The organism is Phaeacidiphilus oryzae TH49 (genome assembly GCF_000744815.1).
GTDB classification, from domain to species: domain Bacteria; phylum Actinomycetota; class Actinomycetes; order Streptomycetales; family Streptomycetaceae; genus Phaeacidiphilus; species Phaeacidiphilus oryzae.
Map to the genome: position 1 here is coordinate 101,250 of NZ_JQMQ01000005.1, position 16,655 is coordinate 117,904.

Annotated in this window: 16 protein-coding genes and 1 pseudogene; 5 read left to right on the forward strand and 12 right to left on the reverse strand. The window is 73.1% G+C overall.

Going from position 1 to position 16,655, the window contains the following annotated elements:
• Positions 1–38 precede the first annotated feature (38 nt).
• On the forward strand, positions 39–1,439 hold the full coding sequence (locus BS73_RS04750; RefSeq protein WP_037569977.1) for an FAD-binding oxidoreductase: 1,401 nt from the start codon (positions 39–41) through the stop codon (positions 1,437–1,439).
• 373 nt (positions 1,440–1,812) lie between these two features.
• On the opposite strand, the gene BS73_RS04755 is transcribed toward BS73_RS04750, so the two are convergent.
• Positions 1,813–2,007, reverse strand: a complete 195-nt coding sequence (locus tag BS73_RS04755) for a ferredoxin (protein WP_037569979.1) — start codon at positions 2,005–2,007, stop codon at positions 1,813–1,815.
• Between the two features lie 28 nt (positions 2,008–2,035).
• The gene (locus tag BS73_RS04760; protein WP_037578222.1) at positions 2,036–3,235 is read right to left on the reverse strand and encodes a cytochrome P450; all 1,200 of its coding nucleotides are present in this window, start codon (positions 3,233–3,235) and stop codon (positions 2,036–2,038) included.
• A gap of 369 nt (positions 3,236–3,604) precedes the next feature.
• Here BS73_RS04760 and BS73_RS04765 point away from each other — a divergent pair, with 369 nt between their 5' ends.
• The gene (locus BS73_RS04765; protein ID WP_037569980.1) at positions 3,605–4,858 is read left to right on the forward strand and encodes a S53 family peptidase; all 1,254 of its coding nucleotides are present in this window, start codon (positions 3,605–3,607) and stop codon (positions 4,856–4,858) included.
• A gap of 458 nt (positions 4,859–5,316) precedes the next feature.
• On the opposite strand, the gene BS73_RS39195 is transcribed toward BS73_RS04765, so the two are convergent.
• A complete protein-coding gene (locus tag BS73_RS39195) occupies positions 5,317–5,574 on the reverse strand; it encodes a hypothetical protein (protein ID WP_235215309.1) in 258 nt (85 codons plus the stop codon).
• Between BS73_RS39195 and BS73_RS39200 the strand changes: the two are divergent.
• Positions 5,518–5,721 (forward strand): annotated as a pseudogene (locus BS73_RS39200) (styrene monooxygenase/indole monooxygenase family protein); the annotation flags it as partial. The gene BS73_RS39195 and the pseudogene BS73_RS39200 sit on opposite strands and share 57 nt — an antisense overlap.
• Positions 5,676–6,272: a hypothetical protein gene (locus BS73_RS39205; RefSeq protein ID WP_235215310.1), complete on the forward strand. Its 597-nt coding sequence runs from the start codon at positions 5,676–5,678 to the stop codon at positions 6,270–6,272. The pseudogene BS73_RS39200 and the gene BS73_RS39205, both read left to right, overlap by 46 nt.
• A 105-nt stretch (positions 6,273–6,377) precedes the next feature.
• On the opposite strand, the gene BS73_RS04775 is transcribed toward BS73_RS39205, so the two are convergent.
• The 5 genes from BS73_RS04775 to BS73_RS04795 all read right to left on the reverse strand — a co-directional run bounded on the left by BS73_RS04775 (position 6,378) and on the right by BS73_RS04795 (position 11,235).
• On the reverse strand, positions 6,378–7,139 hold the full coding sequence (locus BS73_RS04775) for a succinate dehydrogenase/fumarate reductase iron-sulfur subunit (RefSeq protein WP_037569981.1): 762 nt from the start codon (positions 7,137–7,139) through the stop codon (positions 6,378–6,380).
• A complete protein-coding gene (locus BS73_RS04780) occupies positions 7,136–9,103 on the reverse strand; it encodes a fumarate reductase/succinate dehydrogenase flavoprotein subunit (protein WP_037569983.1) in 1,968 nt (655 codons plus the stop codon). Before BS73_RS04780 ends, BS73_RS04775 begins: the two co-directional genes overlap by 4 nt.
• Before the next feature lie 3 nt (positions 9,104–9,106).
• A complete protein-coding gene (locus BS73_RS04785) occupies positions 9,107–9,811 on the reverse strand; it encodes a succinate dehydrogenase cytochrome b subunit (protein WP_084703803.1) in 705 nt (234 codons plus the stop codon).
• 232 nt (positions 9,812–10,043) lie between these two features.
• The gene (locus BS73_RS04790; protein WP_037569985.1) at positions 10,044–10,724 is read right to left on the reverse strand and encodes a TetR/AcrR family transcriptional regulator; all 681 of its coding nucleotides are present in this window, start codon (positions 10,722–10,724) and stop codon (positions 10,044–10,046) included.
• Between the two features lie 25 nt (positions 10,725–10,749).
• On the reverse strand, positions 10,750–11,235 hold the full coding sequence (locus BS73_RS04795; protein ID WP_037569987.1) for a hypothetical protein: 486 nt from the start codon (positions 11,233–11,235) through the stop codon (positions 10,750–10,752).
• 183 nt (positions 11,236–11,418) lie between these two features.
• Here BS73_RS04795 and BS73_RS04800 point away from each other — a divergent pair, with 183 nt between their 5' ends.
• Positions 11,419–12,408 (forward strand): YsnF/AvaK domain-containing protein, encoded by a 990-nt coding sequence (locus BS73_RS04800; RefSeq protein WP_037569990.1) that lies wholly within the window; start codon positions 11,419–11,421, stop codon positions 12,406–12,408.
• Positions 12,409–12,511: 103 nt separating this feature from the next.
• Here BS73_RS04800 and BS73_RS04805 read toward each other — a convergent pair whose 3' ends face one another.
• The 4 genes from BS73_RS04805 to BS73_RS04820 form a co-directional block, all read right to left on the reverse strand.
• Positions 12,512–13,678 carry an L-talarate/galactarate dehydratase gene (locus BS73_RS04805; protein ID WP_235215311.1) on the reverse strand — a complete coding sequence of 389 codons (1,167 nt, stop codon included), beginning with the start codon at positions 13,676–13,678 and terminating at the stop codon, positions 12,512–12,514.
• 123 nt (positions 13,679–13,801) lie between these two features.
• A complete protein-coding gene (locus BS73_RS04810; RefSeq protein ID WP_051939446.1) occupies positions 13,802–14,824 on the reverse strand; it encodes a bifunctional helix-turn-helix transcriptional regulator/GNAT family N-acetyltransferase in 1,023 nt (340 codons plus the stop codon).
• A 138-nt stretch (positions 14,825–14,962) separates the two neighbouring features.
• Positions 14,963–15,907, reverse strand: a complete 945-nt coding sequence (locus BS73_RS04815; protein WP_200886644.1) for a spermidine synthase — start codon at positions 15,905–15,907, stop codon at positions 14,963–14,965.
• Between the two features lie 56 nt (positions 15,908–15,963).
• Positions 15,964–16,548, reverse strand: coding sequence for a helix-turn-helix domain-containing protein (locus BS73_RS04820; RefSeq protein ID WP_037569992.1), 585 nt, complete (start codon positions 16,546–16,548; stop codon positions 15,964–15,966).
• Between the last annotated feature and the right edge of the window lie 107 nt (positions 16,549–16,655).

Consider the following 16,655-nt stretch of genomic DNA (forward strand, 5'->3'; position numbering starts at 1 on the left):
TTCCGCGCTGGTGAGGCCGGTGCGGCTAGGGTCCTTCCATGGACGACGAGGCGCGGCTGGGCGAGCTGATCGGGGATCTGGAGCGGGGACTTCCGGAGGGCCGGCTGGTCTCCGACCCCGAGGTGGCCCGGGGCTACGCCCACGACGAGGCCGAGTGGGCGCCGTACGGGACGCCGGCCGCGGTGGTCCGGCCGCGTACCGCCGAGGAGGTCCGGCACGTGGTCCGGGTCTGCCTGCGGCACGGCGCCCCGGTGGTGCCGCGAGGCGCCGGCACCGGGCTCTCCGGCGGGGCGAACGCCATCGAGCGCGGGGTGGTGCTCTCCACCGAGGCGATGACCCGGATCAAGGAGATCGACGCCCGGGAGCGGCTGGCCGTGGTCGAGCCGGGGGTGGTCAACGACCATCTCCGCGCGGCCTGCGCCGAGCACGGCCTGTGGTACCCGCCGGACCCGGCGAGCGCCCCGTGGTCGACCATCGGCGGCAATGTCGCGACCAACGCGGGCGGGCTGTGCTGCGTGAAGTACGGCGTCACCCGCGACTACGTGCTGGGCCTGCAGTTCGTCACCGGGACGGGTGAGCTGGTCCGGGTCGGCCGCCGCACCGCGAAGGGCGTCGCCGGCTACGACCTGACCGGTCTGCTGGTCGGCTCCGAGGGCACCCTCGGCGTGATCACCGAGGTTACGGTGAAGCTCCGGCCGGCCCGGGCGCCCGAGCACACGGTGGCCGGCTACTTCGACTCGACGGTGGCGGCCGGCCGCGCGGTCGCCGCCGTCGCCGAGGCCGGACTCGAGCCCTCCGCGCTGGAGCTGATCGACCGTCACTGCCTGGCCGCCGTCGACGCCTGGCGCAACATGGGGCTCTCCACCGAGGCGAACGTCGTGCTGCTGGGCCGCACCGACAGCCCGGGCCCGGCCGGCGAGCGGGAGGCCGAGGCGCTGCTCGCCTGCTTCGAGAAGGCCGGCGCGACCTTCGCCGTACGCTCCACCGACCAGCAGGAGGCGGACGCCCTCTTCGAGGCGCGGCGGCTGGCCTATCCGGCGCTGGAGCGGCTCGGCCCGGTGCTGACCGAGGACGTCTGCGTGCCGAAGGCGGCGGTCCCCGAGATGCTCGCCCGGATCGACCGGGCCGCCGAGCGGCACGACACGCAGATCGCCAACATCGCCCACGCCGGGGACGGCAACCTCCATCCGCTGCTGATCACCAAGCCCGGCGACGAGGCCGCGCGGAAGCGCGCGGAGGCGGCCTTCGACGAGATCATCGCCGCCGCGATCGAACTGGGCGGGACGGTGACCGGCGAGCACGGCGTCGGACTCCTCAAGCGGGCCGGCCTGCGCACCGAGGCGGGGCCGGCGGTGCTGGCCCTGCACCGGTCGGTCAAGGACGCCCTCGACCCACAGGGCATCCTCAACCCCGGCAAGATCTTCGCCCGCGAGGAGTGACCGCGCCGGCCGCCTGGCCGCCGGATCTTCAGGCGCCCCAGGTGACCGGCGGCTCGTCACCAAGCAGGCGACCTTGGTGACGAGTCCCAGCACCAACGCCACGGACCCCGATGCGGCGCGAGCCGTGTTCCGGGCCGAGGTGCTGGAGCGTACCCGCGAGCTGGCGATGCCCTGGCGGATGAACGGCCACGCCGCCATCATGATCAAAGACGGCTGGGCGACTCCCGAGGAGATGCTCGGCTATGTCGACGCGCTGGCGCGGTTCGCCTCCTACCTCCCGGAGGCCGCGCCCGATCGGCGCGGTCTTCCTCATTGCCCGGCTGTTGTACGCGGCACGGCTCCGTCCGTGTGCTGCACCAAGGCAACGGCTCGTTCACTCGGCGAGGGAGAGCGCCTGCCCGGGGCAGAGCCGCACCGCCTCGTGGGCGTGCTCCAGCCGCTCCCCCGCCGGCTCCCCGTCCAGCACGAGGACCGTCCCGTCCTCCTCGTCCTGGTCGAAGAGGTCCGGGTCGGTGAGCACACACTGTCCGGCCCCGACGCAGCGCGAGGTGTCGGCGATCAGGCGCATCCGAGAAGTCCCTTCGGTCCCGCGGCCCTCAGTCCCAGGTGACCGGGAGCTCATGGAGACCATAGACGTGGGCGTCGTCCTTGTACGGCAGCTCGTCCGGGTCCACGGCCAGGCGGAGGCCCGGGACCCGGCGGATCAGCGTGTCGAAGACGGTACGCAGCTCCTGCCGGGCCAGGTTCTGGCCCAGGCACTGGTGGATCCCGAAGCCGAAGGCGAGATGGTGGCGGGCGCCCCGGTCGAAGTCCAGCGCGGCCGGCTCGGGGAAGACCTCGGGGTCGTGGTCGGCGACGCTGCTCAGCGCCACCACGCCCTCCCCCTCGCGGATCAGCACCCCGGCGAGCTCGACGTCCTCGGTGGCCACCCGGGCGTTCACGAACTCGGCGATGGTGAAGATCCGCAGCATCTCCTCGACCGCCGCCGGGGTGCGCGAGGGGTCGGCCCGCAGGGCCGCGAGCTGATCCGGCCGGCTGAGCAGGGCCATCACACCGAGCGAGATCATGTTCGCGGTGGTCTCGTGCCCGGCCACCAGCAGCAGGAAGCCGAGGGCGATCAGCGCCTCGCGGTCGACACCGCCGGACTCGGCCTTCTGCCGGGCGATCTGACGACCCATCAGGTCGTCTCCCGGGTCCTCCGCCGCCGCCTTGGCGTCGATCAGCCGGCCGAGGTACCCCCACAGCTCGCCGCGGGCCTGATTCCGCTCCTCCACGGTCGGCACGCGGCTCAGCAGCAGCCCGGACCTGGTCTGGAAGAAGTCGTGGTCGGCGTAGGGGACGCCGAGGAGCTCGCAGATCACCATCGAGGGCACCGGCAGCGCCAGCGCCTCCACCAGGTCCACCGGCCGCGGCCCGGCCAGCATCCGGTCCACATGCTCGTCGACGATCTGCTGCACCCGCGGCTGCAGGGCCTCCAGCCGCTTGACGGTGAACTCGCCGACCACGGCCCGCCGGGCCCGGCTGTGCTCGGGCGGGTCCATCCCGATCAGCGAGATCCGCGCCGGGGCGTGCGCGCTGGGCTGGGTCGGGGCGAAGAACGGGTACTGCGGAAGCCTGCGGTCCGAGCTGAACCGCGGATCGCCGAGGACGGCCCGGACGTCGGCGTGCCTGGTCAGCGCCCAGGCGGTGCTGCCGGTCGGCATCCGCACCCGCACCGCCCGGCCTGCGTCGCGCAGCCGGAGGTACTCGTCCGGTGGAGCGAACGGGCAGCTCCTGACGGCCGGCAGGGTCGGCAGCCCGCCGTCTGCGTCGGCCTCGGCGACGGCCTCGGCACCGGTCTCCGCGACGGCTTCGGCACCGGCCTCGGCGTCGGTCCGCGTGTCGGTCACGCCCTCACCCCCATCGGGGCCGCCGGCGGTGCCCGCGACCACAGGTTCTGGTAGCCGGAGCCTAACCATCGTTGCTGAACAGACGTCAAGTGGCGGATCAGCCGCGTTGTTCGGCGAACAAGCGGAATGCCGTTTAACAAAAACGTCACACCTCCATCTTGTTGACCAGGACACGCCTGGCTACGCTCATCGCGGGCTGCCACCCCAATGAGGGGAGGCAGACCACTGCACGTCGCACGTCACTTCCCCGTTGGCTCCTGTTCAGGAGGCAGTACGTTGCGCACCAGACACGTCCCCCTCGCCGTGGCCGGCGTCGCCGCCCTCGCGATCTCCGGTCTCGCCGCCGCGGTCCCCGCCGGCGCGGCCACCTCCGCCACCACCCCCGCCCTGGTGGCGGCCCCCAACACCGGCGTCTCGCACGGAGTCGCCTGGGCCCGCGCCTGCGCCTCGACCACCAGCGCCGACGCGATGTCCTGCAACGCCCTGCGGGTCACCGGCCGGATCTCGAACGGCAAGACCGCGAAGCCGAACGCCTCCAGCCCGTCCGGCTACGGCCCGTCCAACCTCCTCAGCGCCTACAAGCTAGCCTCCGGCGGCGGCGCCGGCCAGACGGTGGCCATCGTCGACGCCTACGACGACCCCAACGCCGAGGCCGACATGGCGACCTACCGCAGCTACTACGGGCTGCCCGCCTGCACCTCGGCCAGCGGCTGCTTCAAGAAGGTCGGCCAGACCGGCGGCTCGGTCCCGCGGGCCAACGCCAGCTGGGCGGAGGAGATATCCCTCGACCTCGACATGGTGTCGGCGATCGCCCCCAACGCCCACATCGTCCTGGTCGAGGCCAGCAGTGCCAGCATGACCAACCTCGGCACCGCCGTGAACGAGGCCGTCAAGCTGGGCGCCACCGAGGTCTCCAACAGCTACGGCGGCGGCGAGTCCTCCTCGGACACCGGCTACGACAGCACGTACTTCAACCACCCGGGCGTCCCGATCACCGTCTCCTCCGGTGACAGCGGCTACGGCGTGGAGTACCCGGCCGCGTCCCCGAACGTGACCGCGGTCGGCGGCACCAGCCTCAAGACGGCCTCCAACACCCGCGGTTGGACCGAGTCGGTCTGGTCCACCAGCTCCACCGAGGGCGCCGGCTCGGGCTGCTCCGCCTATGAGCCCAAGCCGTCCTGGCAGACCGACAGCGGCTGCTCCAAGCGCACCGTCGCCGACGTCTCCGCGGTCGCCGACCCGGCCACCGGCGTGTCGGTGTACGACTCCTACGGCAGCGTGGGCGGCTGGGCCACCTTCGGCGGCACCAGCGTCGCGGCCCCGCTGATCGCCTCGGTCTACGCGGACGCCGGCAGCCACTCCACCAGCGTCCCGGCCTCCGTGGCCTACTCCCACAGCTCCTCGCTCTTCGACGTGACCAGCGGCTCGACCACCAGCTGCTCCCCGGCGTACCTGTGCACCGCCGAGAGCGGCTACGACGGCCCGACCGGCCTGGGCACGCCCAACGGCACGGCGGCCTTCACCGGCTGACCCGACGGCAGCACCCTCGGACGCCTGGCCCGGACTTCCCCCCGGTCCAGGCGTTCGCCGTCTCCGCGGGCCGGTGCGGATTCCGGCCTGCCCGCTCTGTACACCAGGCACGGGAGTTGGTAAGACCGGAGCGGCGACGGAGGGGGAATCCGATGCGGCGGATCGCGATCGTGGGGGCCGGACAGGCGGGGCTCCAGCTGGCACTGGGGCTCCAGGAGCGGGGCTATCCGGTGACGCTCGTCAGCGAGCGCACCCCGGAGGAACTGCGGGCCGGGCCGGTGCTCTCCACCCAGGTGATGTTCGGCCCGGCACTGGCCCTGGAACGGGAGACGGCACCGGACATCGTGCCGAAGGAGTGGACCGTGGAGGCCCCGGGCGCGGTCGGCCAGACGGTGACGGTGGCCGCTCCCCCGCCGGCGGCGGACGGCCCGATCGCCCTCGCCGTCCGCTACCCGTTCTCAGAACCGGCCCGCGCGATCGACCAGCGACTCAAGCACGCCCACTGGCTGGAACTCGCCGCGGAACGCGGAGTCCAGGTCGAGTACCGGGCGGTGGACCGGGCCGGACTGGCCGCACTGGCCGGTGAGCACGAGCTGACGCTGGTCGCGGTCGGCCGCGGTGAACTCTCCGGGCTCTTCCCGCGCGACCCCGAGCGCTCGGTGGCCGACGCCCCGCAGCGCGAGCTGTCCTGCCTCTACCTCCACGGCCTGCGGCATCCGGACGGCGAGACCCTGGTGCGGATCAACGCGGTGCCGGGGGTCGGCGAGCTGATCGTGATGCCCGGCCTGACCCTCTCCGGCCCCTGCGACATGCTGCTGTGGGAAGCCGTCCCCGGCGGGCCGCTGGACTGCTGGGGCGACCGGCCGGGTCCGGACGAACAGCTGGAGCGCACCCGGGAGTTGGCGGCCCGGGTGGCCCCTGGTTCGCCCCCGCGCTGGCGTCCGCGGAGCCGACCGATCCGCGGGCCTCGCTGTACGGGCGGATCACCCCGGTGGTCCGCCGGCCGGTCGCCGAGGCCGCCCCGGGGAGGCCGGTGCTGGGGATGGCCGACGCGGTGGTGCTCAACGACCCGGTGGCCGGCCAGGGCGCCAACACCGCCGCCCGCTGCGCCGCCGTCTACCTCCGGGCGGTGCTGGAACGCGGCGAGGACGGGCCGTTCGACGAGGACTGGATGCGGGACGCCTTCGAGCGCTTCTGGTCCGACCACGCCCGGCACGCCACCGCCTACACCCACGCCCTCCTCGGCCCGCCCACCGAGCACGCGCTGCGCGCGATGGCCGCGGCCGGCCGCCACCCGGAGGTGGCCCGGCGGCTCGGGGCCGGGCAGGAGGACCCGTCGACCCTCGCCGACTGGTGGTATTCGGCGGAGGCCACCGACGCATACCTGGCGGAGGTCAGCGGGGGCGGCCGGTGACCCGGGGGGCGATGCCGGGCCGGCCGGCGGCCGGCCCGGTCACCGGAGTACCGGAAGCGGGCGGAGACCCGGGCGGACGCCCCTGACCTGCCTGCCGTGCGGCCGTCAGCCGCGGCGCGCCGCGCCCGGCGCCTTGCGGGCCGCGCGGAGGAACTCGCGGTTCATGGTGGCGATGGAGGTCAGCGGGATCCCCTTGGGGCAGGCCGTCGCGCAGGCACCGGTGTTGGTGCAGCCGCCGAACCCCTCCGCGTCCATCGTCGCGACCATGTCCAGCACCCGGGACTCGCGTTCCGGCGCGCCCTGCGGCAGCGTGTTGAGGTGGGTGATCTTCGCCGAGGTGAAGAGCATCGCCGACCCGTTCGGGCAGGCGGCCACGCACGCCCCGCAGCCGATGCACTCGGCGTGCTCGAAGGCGAGGTCCGCGTCCGCCTTCGGCACCGGAGTGGAGTGGGCCTCCGGCGCCGCGCCGGTCGGGGCGGTGATGTACCCGCCGGCCTGGATGATCCGGTCGAACGCGGACCGGTCCACCACGAGGTCCTTGACCACCGGGAAGGCCGAGGCCCGCCAGGGCTCGATGTCGATGGTCTGGCCGTCGCTGAAGTGCCGCATGTGGAGCTGGCAGGTGGTGGTCCGCTCGGGGCCGTGCGCCTGGCCGTTGATGACCAGGGAGCACATCCCGCAGATGCCCTCCCGGCAGTCGTGGTCGAAGGCGACCGGCTCCTCCCCGCGGGAGATGAGGTCCTCGTTGAGGACGTCGAGCATCTCCAGGAACGACATGTCCGGCGAGACGTCCTGGACCTGGTAGGTGACCATGGCCCCGGGCACGTCCGGGTTCTTCTGGCGCCAGATGCGCAGGGTGAGGTTCACGCGTAGCTCCGCTGGGTGGGGTGGACGTACTCGAAGACCAGGTCTTCCCTGTGCAGCACCGGGGGCTCGCCGGTGCCGGTGAACTCCCAGGCGGCGGCGTAGGAGAACTCGTCGTCCTTGCGGGCGGCCTCGCCGTCGGGGGTCTGCGACTCCTCGCGGAAGTGGCCGCCGCAGGACTCGCTGCGGTGGAGGGCGTCCAGGCAGAGCAGTTCGGCCAGCTCCAGATAGTCCACGACCCGGTTGGCCTTCTCCAGCGACTGGTTGAGCTCGCTGCCCTCGCCGGGGACCCGGATCCGCCGCCAGAACTCCTCGCGGATCTCCGGGATCCGGGCCAGCGCCTTGCGCAGCCCGGCCTCGTTGCGGGCCATCCCGCAGTACTCCCAGAGGAGTTCGCCGATCTCCCGGTGGAAGGAGTCGGGGCTGCGGTCGCCGTCGTTGCCGAGCAGCCGCTCCAGCCGCTCGGTGGTCTCCTCCACCACCGAGACCACCTCGGGGGCGTCCTCGGCGACCTCCGGCAGCTTGGGGTTGCGGCCGAGGTAGTCGTTGAGGGTGGCCGGGATGACGAAGTAGCCGTCGGAGAGGCCCTGCATCAGCGCCGAGGCGCCCAGCCGGTTGGCCCCGTGGTCGGAGAAGTTGGCCTCACCGATGGCGAACAGCCCCGGAATGGTGGTCTGCAGGTCGTAGTCGACCCAGAGGCCGCCCATCGTGTAGTGGATCGCCGGGTAGATCCGCATCGGCACCCGGTACGGGTCCTCGCCGGTGATCCGCTCGTACATGTCGAAGAGGTTGCCGTACTTCTCCTCGACCGCCTTGCGGCCCATCCGCTGGATCGCGTCCGCGAAGTCCAGGTAGACGCCGAGCCCGCCCGGGCCGACGCCGCGTCCCTCGTCGCAGACGTTCTTGGCGGCCCGGGAGGCGATGTCGCGGGGCACCAGGTTGCCGAAGGCCGGGTAGATCCGCTCCAGGTAGTAGTCGCGCTCGTCCTCGGGGATCTGCTCCGGACTGCGGGTGTCGCCCTTGGTCTTCGGCACCCAGATCCGGCCGTCGTTCCGCAGCGACTCGCTCATCAGGGTGAGCTTGGACTGGTGGTCGCCGGAACGCGGGATGCAGGTCGGGTGGATCTGGGTGAAGCACGGGTTGGCGAAGTAGGCGCCGCGCCGGTGGGCCCGCCAGGCGGCGGTGGCGTTGGAGTTCTTCGCGTTGGTGGAGAGGTAGAAGACGTTGCCGTAGCCGCCGGAGGCGAGGACGACGGCGTCCGCGAGATAGGTCGAGATCTCGCCGGTGATCAGGTCGCGGGCGACGATGCCGCGGGCGCGGCCGTCGACCACGATCAGGTCGAGCATCTCGGTGCGGGCGTGCATCTCCACATTGCCGGCCGCGATCTGCCGGGACAGCGCCTGGTAGGCGCCGAGCAGCAGCTGCTGGCCGGTCTGGCCCCGGGCGTAGAAGGTCCGCTGCACCTGGACGCCGCCGAAGGAGCGGGTGTCCAGCAGGCCGCCGTACTCGCGGGCGAAGGGCACCCCCTGGGCCACGCACTGGTCGATGATCTGCACCGAGATCTCGGCCAGCCGATGGACGTTGGACTCCCGGGCCCGGAAGTCGCCGCCCTTCACGGTGTCGTAGAAGAGGCGGTAGGCACTGTCGCCGTCGTTGCGGTAGTTCTTCGCGGCGTTGATGCCGCCCTGGGCGGCGATCGAGTGGGCGCGCCGCGGGGAGTCCTGGAAGCAGAACTGGATGACGTGGTAGCCCTGCTCGGCCAGGGTGGCGCCGGCCGAGCCGCCGGCCAGCCCGGTGCCGACCACGATCACCTTGTGCTTGCGCCGGTTGGCAGGGTTGACCAGCTTGGCCTCGAACTTGCGCCTCTCCCAGCGGCCCTCGATCGGGCCGTCCGGAGCCGCGCCGTCGACGACCGGCTCTCCCACGGTGTAGGCGGTGTAGTCGCGGTACTCGTTGAGTTCAGCCATCGGTCAGCTCACTGCTCCGGTCATGACGGCGACGGGAATGGTGACGAAGCCCGCCCAGAGGACGACGGCCAGCACCCAGCTGGCGGTCTTGAAGATCGGGCCACTGCGCTGCCCGTTGGCGCCGAGGGTCTGGGCGGCGCTCCAGAAGCCGTGCCGGATGTGCAGGCCCAGGGCGCACATCGCGACGATGTAGATGACGTCCGCCCACCAGTTCCGGAAGTCGGCGACCACGTTCTCGTACGGGTGGCCGGCCTCGCCCAGCGGGTTCACGGTGCCGGTGGTGAGGTCGAGGATGTGCCAGACGATGAAGAGGGCCAGGATGATCCCGCCCCAGCGCATGGTGCGGGTGGCGAAGGACGGTCCGCTCGGCTGGGCGTGCTGGTAACCGGTGCGCCGCGCCCTGATGTCACGCCGGCTCAACTGCCAGGCGGAGACGGCATGGAGGACCACGCACAGGACGAGGACCACGCGCTGGATCCACAGGTACCAGGAGTGGTGGAGCACCGGCTCACCGATGGTGCGCATCCAGGCCGCGTAGTCGTCGAACGCCGCGGCCCCGAAGAAGATCTTCAGATTGCCGTACATGTGCACGACCAGGAACAGGAGCATGACCACGCCGGTGACCGCCATCACGGCCTTCTTGCCGATGGTGGAGGACCACAGCGTCCTGAGGGTTGACGGCCTAACCGTCCGTATCGCGACTGCCACGTCATAGGACGTTAGGCCCGGGCCGATCGACAGGTCAAAGACATGATCCCGGTGGTTTCCATAGTCGATAACTATGGTTGATCGACCGGCTGTCGCCTCCGTCGGTTGTCATGGCAGGTCAAACCCGTATCCGGGGCCTCGACGACCCTCGGACGGAGGCCGGTTATCCGGGAACGAATTCTCAGTTCGGCCGAGTTCTCCGTTCGGCCGGGTTCTCCGTTCGGCCGAGTTCTCAGTCCGGGGTGGACCGGAGGGCGGCCAGCAGCGCCGTCGACAGGTGGTCGGTGACCCGGCGGTCGCTCCAGCCCTCGGTCAGCAGCAGGTCGCAGAACAGCCGCTCGTCGAACAGGGTGCACCAGAGGAGCACCGCGTAGTCCACCGGCACCGAGGGCGGCAGCTCGCCCTCCGCCGCCAGCGCGGTGATCAGCGCGCCCAGCCGGTCCCGGACCAGGGCGGCCAGGGCGTCGCCGGCCGCCAGCCGGGCGATCAGCCCGTACCGGTCGCGCGGGCGCACCGCCGCCGGGGCGTACTCGGCCGCCCGGCGCACCCACAGCGCGCAGGCCCGGTGGTAGCGCTCCCGCGCCGTCCCGCTCTCGGGCCCGGTCTCCGTCCCGATCTCCTCGAAGAGCGCCTCGACCAGCTCGCGGTGGCAGGCCTCCCGGGCCGCCTCCGCGTCCGCGAAGTGCCGGTAGGCGGTGGCCACCGAGACGCCCGCCCGCTCGGCGAGTCGGGGGAGCTCGAAAGGCTCCTCGGGCACCCGCGGGTCCCAGGGCCGCTCGGCGAGCAGCCCCCGCACCGCGTCCAGCAGCGCGCGGCGGCTGGCCACGGCGTCGCTGCGGGGCCTGCGCCGGCGCGCGGGCTCCTGCCCCGCCGTGGCAGCGGCGGCGGGGCGGGCCGGGGACCGCCGGTTCATCCTCTCCCCGCAAGGACGGAGGGACTCAGGCGGGGACGTGCCACCAGTTGCACTCCTCGCAGAGGTACGGCTCGTCCGCGGGCAGGGTGCGCGCGCGGGCCTGCTGATAGGTCTCGTGCATGATCCGTCCGCTCGGGCAGCGCTCGCGGCGGGTGTCCCGCATGGCGGTGCGCTCCCGGGCGGCCCGCCCGGACTGGACGAGCACCTCGGGGCGGGCGACCAGGGTCTCACCCGGGCGCTTGGGCACGGGGATGCGCAGGTAGTCGGTGCCGCGGGCGTCGAGGGCGGCGAGCACCTCTGCGAGGTACGCCTCCGGCGTCCGCTCACCGGCGTCGGTGCCGCTGATGCTCACCCGGAGCGCGGGGGTGGCGTCGAGCGCCTCGACCAGCGCCTGCGCGCAGGCCTCGGGCGCCGAGCGCCAGGGCGGATAGAACGTGTCGGTCTGGAGTTCTCCGCGCTGAAGGGCCGACTTGAGCAGGGCGCGGCTGGTGCTGTCGGTCTGGTCCGCCATGGGCGCAAGTATGGCGGACGACAAATCTGGACGAAGCGTGGTTTCTCGTGACGAGTTCGGGCAGAACGACAGTGTGCCCGCGTGCGGGCCGCTCGGCGCGGCCCTATACGTATCCCGGGCACGGAACCTCACGGAGAGTAGCCCGAGCGCACTTTCCCTCAGCCTCGGGCCGGGAGGACAGACATGATCACCCGAGAGCAGAGCAGTGCGGTACTGGACCACCCCGTCCTGGACAGCTCCGGTCAGCGGATCGGCAGCGCCGCGCACGTCTTCCTGGACGACGCGACCGGCGCGCCGTCCTGGGTCGGCGTGAAGGCCGGCCTCTTCGGCGGCGGCGAGACGCTCATCCCGGTGGACAAGGCCCGGATGGACGGCGAGAACCTGGCCGTGCCGTACAGCAAGCAGAAGGTCAAGGACGCTCCGCACGTCCACGCGGACGCCCGCGGCCACATCTCCCCCGACCAGGAACGTCAACTGCACGACTACTACGCCGGAGCGATGGCCGCGGGTATGGCGGCCGGCACGGCGGACGCCGGGACGGCCAGCGCCGGAACCGCGACCGACACCGGACTCGGGACCGACACCGAAACCGACACCGACGCCGGCATGGCGAGCGCCGACGAGACGGTGGCCCTGCCGGACCGCGACCTCGCGGGCGGCGAGCCCCGCACGACGGCGGACGCCGGCATGGCCTCCGGCACGGCCAGGGCCGGCATGGACCCCTCGGCCGGACGGTCCGAGGACTGGTCGGGCCGGGCGGACGACCGCGGAACGGTGATGACCCGCTCCGAGGAGCAGATGCACGTCCACACCGAGCGCCGCGAGGCCGGACACGCGGGGCTGCACCGGCACGTGGTCGTCGAGGAGGTCGAGCGCACCGTCCCGCTGCACCATGAGCACGCCCGGCTGGTGCGCGAGCCGATCGCCGACGGCGACCGGTCCGCCGCGCTGGCCCAGCAGGGGACCGAACTGGCCGACGCCGACTACGAGTTGACCCTGTGGGACGAGTCCCCTGTGGTCGAGAAGGAGGTCGTCCCGGTCGAGCGGGTGCGGCTGGTCGCCGAGGACGAGGTGACCGAGGAGACCGTGCGGGCCCGTGTCCGGCACGAGGAGATCGAGATCGACGGCGACATCGACCAAGGCGTCGAGGGGGACGCCGGCCGGCGGATATAGCTCCGCCGGCCCCTGGGAGCCGGTGGGTTCCCAGAGGGCGGTCGCGGCGGCCGGCCGCGGGATCCCGGTGATCCGGGCCCTGCGGCCAGCCGCCGCCGTGCGGTCAGCGGGCGTCGGCCGCGCTTCCGTAGCCGCTGGACTCCACGGTCCAGGCACGGGCCTGCTCGCTGAGGCTGAGGCCGAGCCCGGGGCGGTCCGGCACCACCATCCGGCCGTTGTCCAGCGTCTGGCGCTCGTTGAAGAGCGGCTCCAGCCAGTCGAAGTGCTCGACCCAGGCGGTGCGGGGGTAGGCGGCGGCCAGATGGACGTGGATCTCCATGGCGAAGTGCGGGGCCAGCGAGAGCCCGTGGTGGTCGGCGAGGCCGATCACCTTCAGGAACGGGGTGATGCCGCCGACCCGGGGGGCGTCCGGCTGGATGAAGTCGCAGGCGCCCAGCTCGATCAGGCGGGCGTGCTCGGCGGCCGAGGTGAGCATCTCGCCGGTGGCGATCGGGGTGTCCAGGGAGGCGGCGAGGGCCGCGTGGCCGGCGGCGTCCTGGGAGTCCAGCGGCTCCTCGATCCACACCAGCCCGAACCGCTCCAGCGCGCGGCCCATCCGCTGCGCGGTGGCCCGGTCCCACTGCTGGTTGGCGTCGACCATCAGCGGGACGGACTCGCCGAGGTGGCTGCGGACCTTCTCCAGGCGGGCCAGGTCGCCGGCGGTGTCCGGCTGGCCGACCTTGATCTTGATGCCGCCGATCCCGCGCGCCAGCGCCTGGCTGCTGTTCTCCAGCACCTGGTCGATCGGGGTGGAGAGGAAGCCGCCGGAGGTGTTGTAGCAGGGCACGGCGTCCCGGTGGGCGCCGAGCAGCTTGGCCAGCGGCAGCCCGGCGCGGCGGGCCTTCAGGTCCCACAGGGCGACGTCGAAGGCGGCGATGGCCTGGACGGCGAGGCCGGAGCGGCCCATCGAGGCGCCGGCCCAGGCCAGCTTCTCCCAGATCCGCCCGATGTCGCTGGGGTCCTCGCCGATCAACTCGGGGGCGATCTCTGCGGCGTGGGCGTAGAGCCCCGGGCCGCCGGCGCGCTTGGAGTAGCTGAAGCCGAGGCCCCGGGCGCCGGACTCGGCGGTGATCTCGGCGAAGAGGAACGCCACCTCGGTGAGCGGCTTCTGACGCCCCGTCAGCACCTTGGCGTCGCTGATCGGGGTGGCCAGCGGGAGGACTGACCGGGAGAGCCGGACGGAGGTGATGCGGTCAGCGGTGGCGCGGGCGGCGGGGGGCGTGGGGGGCACGGGCAGGACCTCGGCTCTCATATCTCATATATGACGTGCGGACGCAGGTTATGGCCCGGTGTGAGGGCACGTCAATGGAGCGGGCCGGCCGCGAGGGCCGGTCCGCTCCTCTCCCGCTCGGCGTCAGCGGAGGTCGAGCCGCCAGGTCTGGCCGACGAGGTCGTGGCCGAAGCTGTGGTGGGGGCTGCTCTCGACCAGGGTGAAGCCGGCCCGTTGGTAGATCCGGCGGGCGCTGGTGAGGATGTCGTTGGTCCACAGGACCATCTCGCGGTAGCCGGTGCGCCGGGCGAACTCCAGGCACTGGTCGACCAGTCGGGCGCCGACGCCGTGGCCGCGGGCGGCGGGCTCGACCAGGAGGAGGCGGAGCCGGGCCGTACCGGGCGGCTCCGCGCCGTCCGCGTTGTCCGCGCCGTCCGCGCCGTCCGCCGCGCCGTCCTCCTCGGCCTCCTTCGGCCGGTCGCGCACGCAGAACACCGCGCCGACCGGCTCGCCGTCCAACTCGGCGATCCAGCAGGCCTCGTGGCGCGGATCGCGGTGCTCCGCGTAGTCCGCGACGATCCGGGCGACCAGCGTCTCGTACTCCTCGTTCCAGCCGAACTCCTCGGCGTAGAGGACGGCGTTGCGCTGGATCACCCAGCCGAGGTCGCCGGGCGCGGGCGGGCGCAGCCGGACCTCCCCGCCCTTCGGCCCGGCCTCCTCGTCCAGCAGCCGGCGCACCGTGCGCAGGGCCGCGCGCAGCCTCGGGCGCTCACTCGCGGGCACCCGCCGCAGGACGGCCTCGATGGAGTCCGAGGCGCGGGCGTCGAGGAGGGCGGCGGCGTGCTTGCCGGGCTCGGTGAGGGTGAGCTGCCGGCGTCGGGCGTCGGCCGGGTCCGGGCCGCGCCGGATCAGTCCGTCCTGCTCGGCGCCGGCCAGCAGCCGGCTGAAGTAGCCGGGATCCAGGCCGAGTTCCTTGCGCAGGGCGGAGGCCTCGGCGGTGCCGCGGCGGCGCAGTTCGTAGAGCACCCGGGCCTGGGCCAGCGGATGCCGGGTGTTGAGGTGGCCCTCGTAGTCGAGGGCGCCGACCAGCCGGGTGAAGAAGCGGCTGAAGGCCCGCAGCTCGTCGACGTCCGAGCTGGTGCGGGTGGTGGCTGATCCACGGGTCATGGCGGTCTCCCCGGCCCGGCCGGGGCCGGGCCTACTGCTTCCGGTGCCGTTGCCGGCTACCGCTCGGGCATCCAGCCTATGACCGCGTCATTGACTTGGTCAATGATTTAGGAGGTTTCCGAGGCCGCTCCGGGCCGCTCAGGAGACGGTGAAGGCGCCGCTCGGCGGGGGCGGGGAGGGCCGGGCATCCGCGTCGGTGACCGGCGCCGCGTCGCCGATCAGGGCGGTGAGCGCCGCGCCGTGGACCACCCGGGCCGGGAAGGGGTCGGCGGCGGCCCGGCGGGAGAGCGCGGGCACCGGGAGCTCAGCACGGGAGGCGACCAGGACCAGGTTGCCGTACCGGCGACCGCGCAGCACCGAGGGCTCGGCGATCAGGCACAGCTGGGGGAAGACCGTCGCCGCGGTGGCGAGTTGACCGCGGGCGAAGGCCAGCGCGCCGCCGTCCGCGAGATTGGCGGCGTAGAGGCCGTCCGGGCGCAGCACCCGGGCGGCGGCCCGGAGGAACTCGACCGTGGTGAGGTGGGCGGGTATCCGGTCGCCGCCGAAGACGTCGGCCACAACGAGGTCGCGGGAGGCGGCGGGGGCCGCCTCGGTGGCCTCGCGGGCGTCCGCCACCACCACCTCGGGGCGCGGCTCCGGGCCGGCCCAGGGCAGTTCTGCGGCGATCAGCTCGGCCAGCGGCCCGTCGTACTCGACCGCGGTCTGCCGGGAACCCGGGCGGGTGGCGGCCAGATAGCGGGGCAGGGCGAGCGCGCCGGCGCCCAGATGGAGGGCGTCCAGGGGCTCGCCCGGGCCTGCCGCCGGCGCCAGGTCGGCGGCGTGGGCGATCCGGCGGGCGTACTCGAACTCCAGATGGGTCGGGTCGTCCAGGTCGACGTGGGACTGCGGGGCGCCGTCGAGGATGAGCAGCCAGGCGTTCGGCCGGTCCAGGTCCGGGATGAGCCGGGCCTCGCCGGTGGCGGTGCGGCGGATCCGCGGGACGCGCTCGGGCTCCGCCGCCGGGCCGGACCCGGCCGGACTGTCAGTGCCCGGTGCTTCGATGGACGGGTGGTCCTCGGCGGGCGGCTGGGGGGTGTCGGACATGGCGGGGCTCCGGAGGAGGCAGGGCGGGCCGGGCGGGGCAGGCGAGGCGGCGCCGGTCAGCGGCGGGCGGTGGACGGAGGCGGGACCGAGACGACCATGGTCAGCAGGACGGAGGTGGTGCCGAGGTTGCGATAGGCGTGCGGATGGTCGCCGGGGAAGGAGGCGCTGCTGCCGGCCGGCACGGAGTGCTCCGTGCCGTTCAGGGCCAGGGTGAGGGTGCCCTCGACCACGTGGAGGAGTTCGACCGTGCCGGGCGGATGTGCCTCGCTCTCATGGGCGTCGCCCGGTTCCAGACGCCATTGCCACAGTTCCAGCGGTCCGGGGCTCTCGACACCGGTGAGCAGCGTGCCGGAGCCGCCGGCCGGCGTGGTCCAGAGGGCGGTCGCGCGCTCGGCGGGGTCGATCCGGACGGCGGGGCCGTCCTGGTAGTCGAGCAGCCGGGCGATGCTCAGGCCGAGGGCGTCGGCGATCCGGGCCACGGTCCCGACGCTGGGGTTGGTCCGGCCCTGCTCGATCTGGATCAGCATGGTGCGGCTGACCCCGGAGCGGCCGGCCAGGGCGTCCAGGGAGAGGCCGGCGGTGGCCCGCTGCTTCTTGAGATTGGCCGCGAGAGCGGCGTTGACACGCTCGGGGTCGGACACCCGGGGCCTCCTGTGCGCCGGCTGGGCGCGACTGCTGGTGGAATAAAGCGTTGTGTTCGGTGCGGCATAGTGCACTACGGTGTATGCGACCGTTCGGTTTGCCACAG

Bases quoted from the DNA above. Each gene is read 5' to 3' on its own strand.
- BS73_RS04750 (WP_037569977.1), top strand. From the start codon at position 39: ATGGACGACGAGGCGCGGCTGGGCGAGCTGATCGGGGATCTGGAGCGG.
- BS73_RS04755 (WP_037569979.1), bottom strand. From the start codon at position 2,007: ATGCGCCTGATCGCCGACACCTCGCGCTGCGTCGGGGCCGGACAGTGT.
- BS73_RS39195 (WP_235215309.1), bottom strand. From the start codon at position 5,574: ATGCCGCAGGCCGTGGAGGTAGAGGCAGGACAGCTCGCGCTGCGGGGC.
- BS73_RS04780 (WP_037569983.1), bottom strand. From the start codon at position 9,103: ATGGCTGAACTCAACGAGTACCGCGACTACACCGCCTACACCGTGGGA.
- BS73_RS04790 (WP_037569985.1), bottom strand. From the start codon at position 10,724: ATGAACCGGCGGTCCCCGGCCCGCCCCGCCGCCGCTGCCACGGCGGGG.
- BS73_RS04795 (WP_037569987.1), bottom strand. From the start codon at position 11,235: ATGGCGGACCAGACCGACAGCACCAGCCGCGCCCTGCTCAAGTCGGCC.
- BS73_RS04800 (WP_037569990.1), top strand. From the start codon at position 11,419: ATGATCACCCGAGAGCAGAGCAGTGCGGTACTGGACCACCCCGTCCTG.
- BS73_RS04810 (WP_051939446.1), bottom strand. From the start codon at position 14,824: ATGACCCGTGGATCAGCCACCACCCGCACCAGCTCGGACGTCGACGAG.
- BS73_RS04815 (WP_200886644.1), bottom strand. From the start codon at position 15,907: ATGTCCGACACCCCCCAGCCGCCCGCCGAGGACCACCCGTCCATCGAA.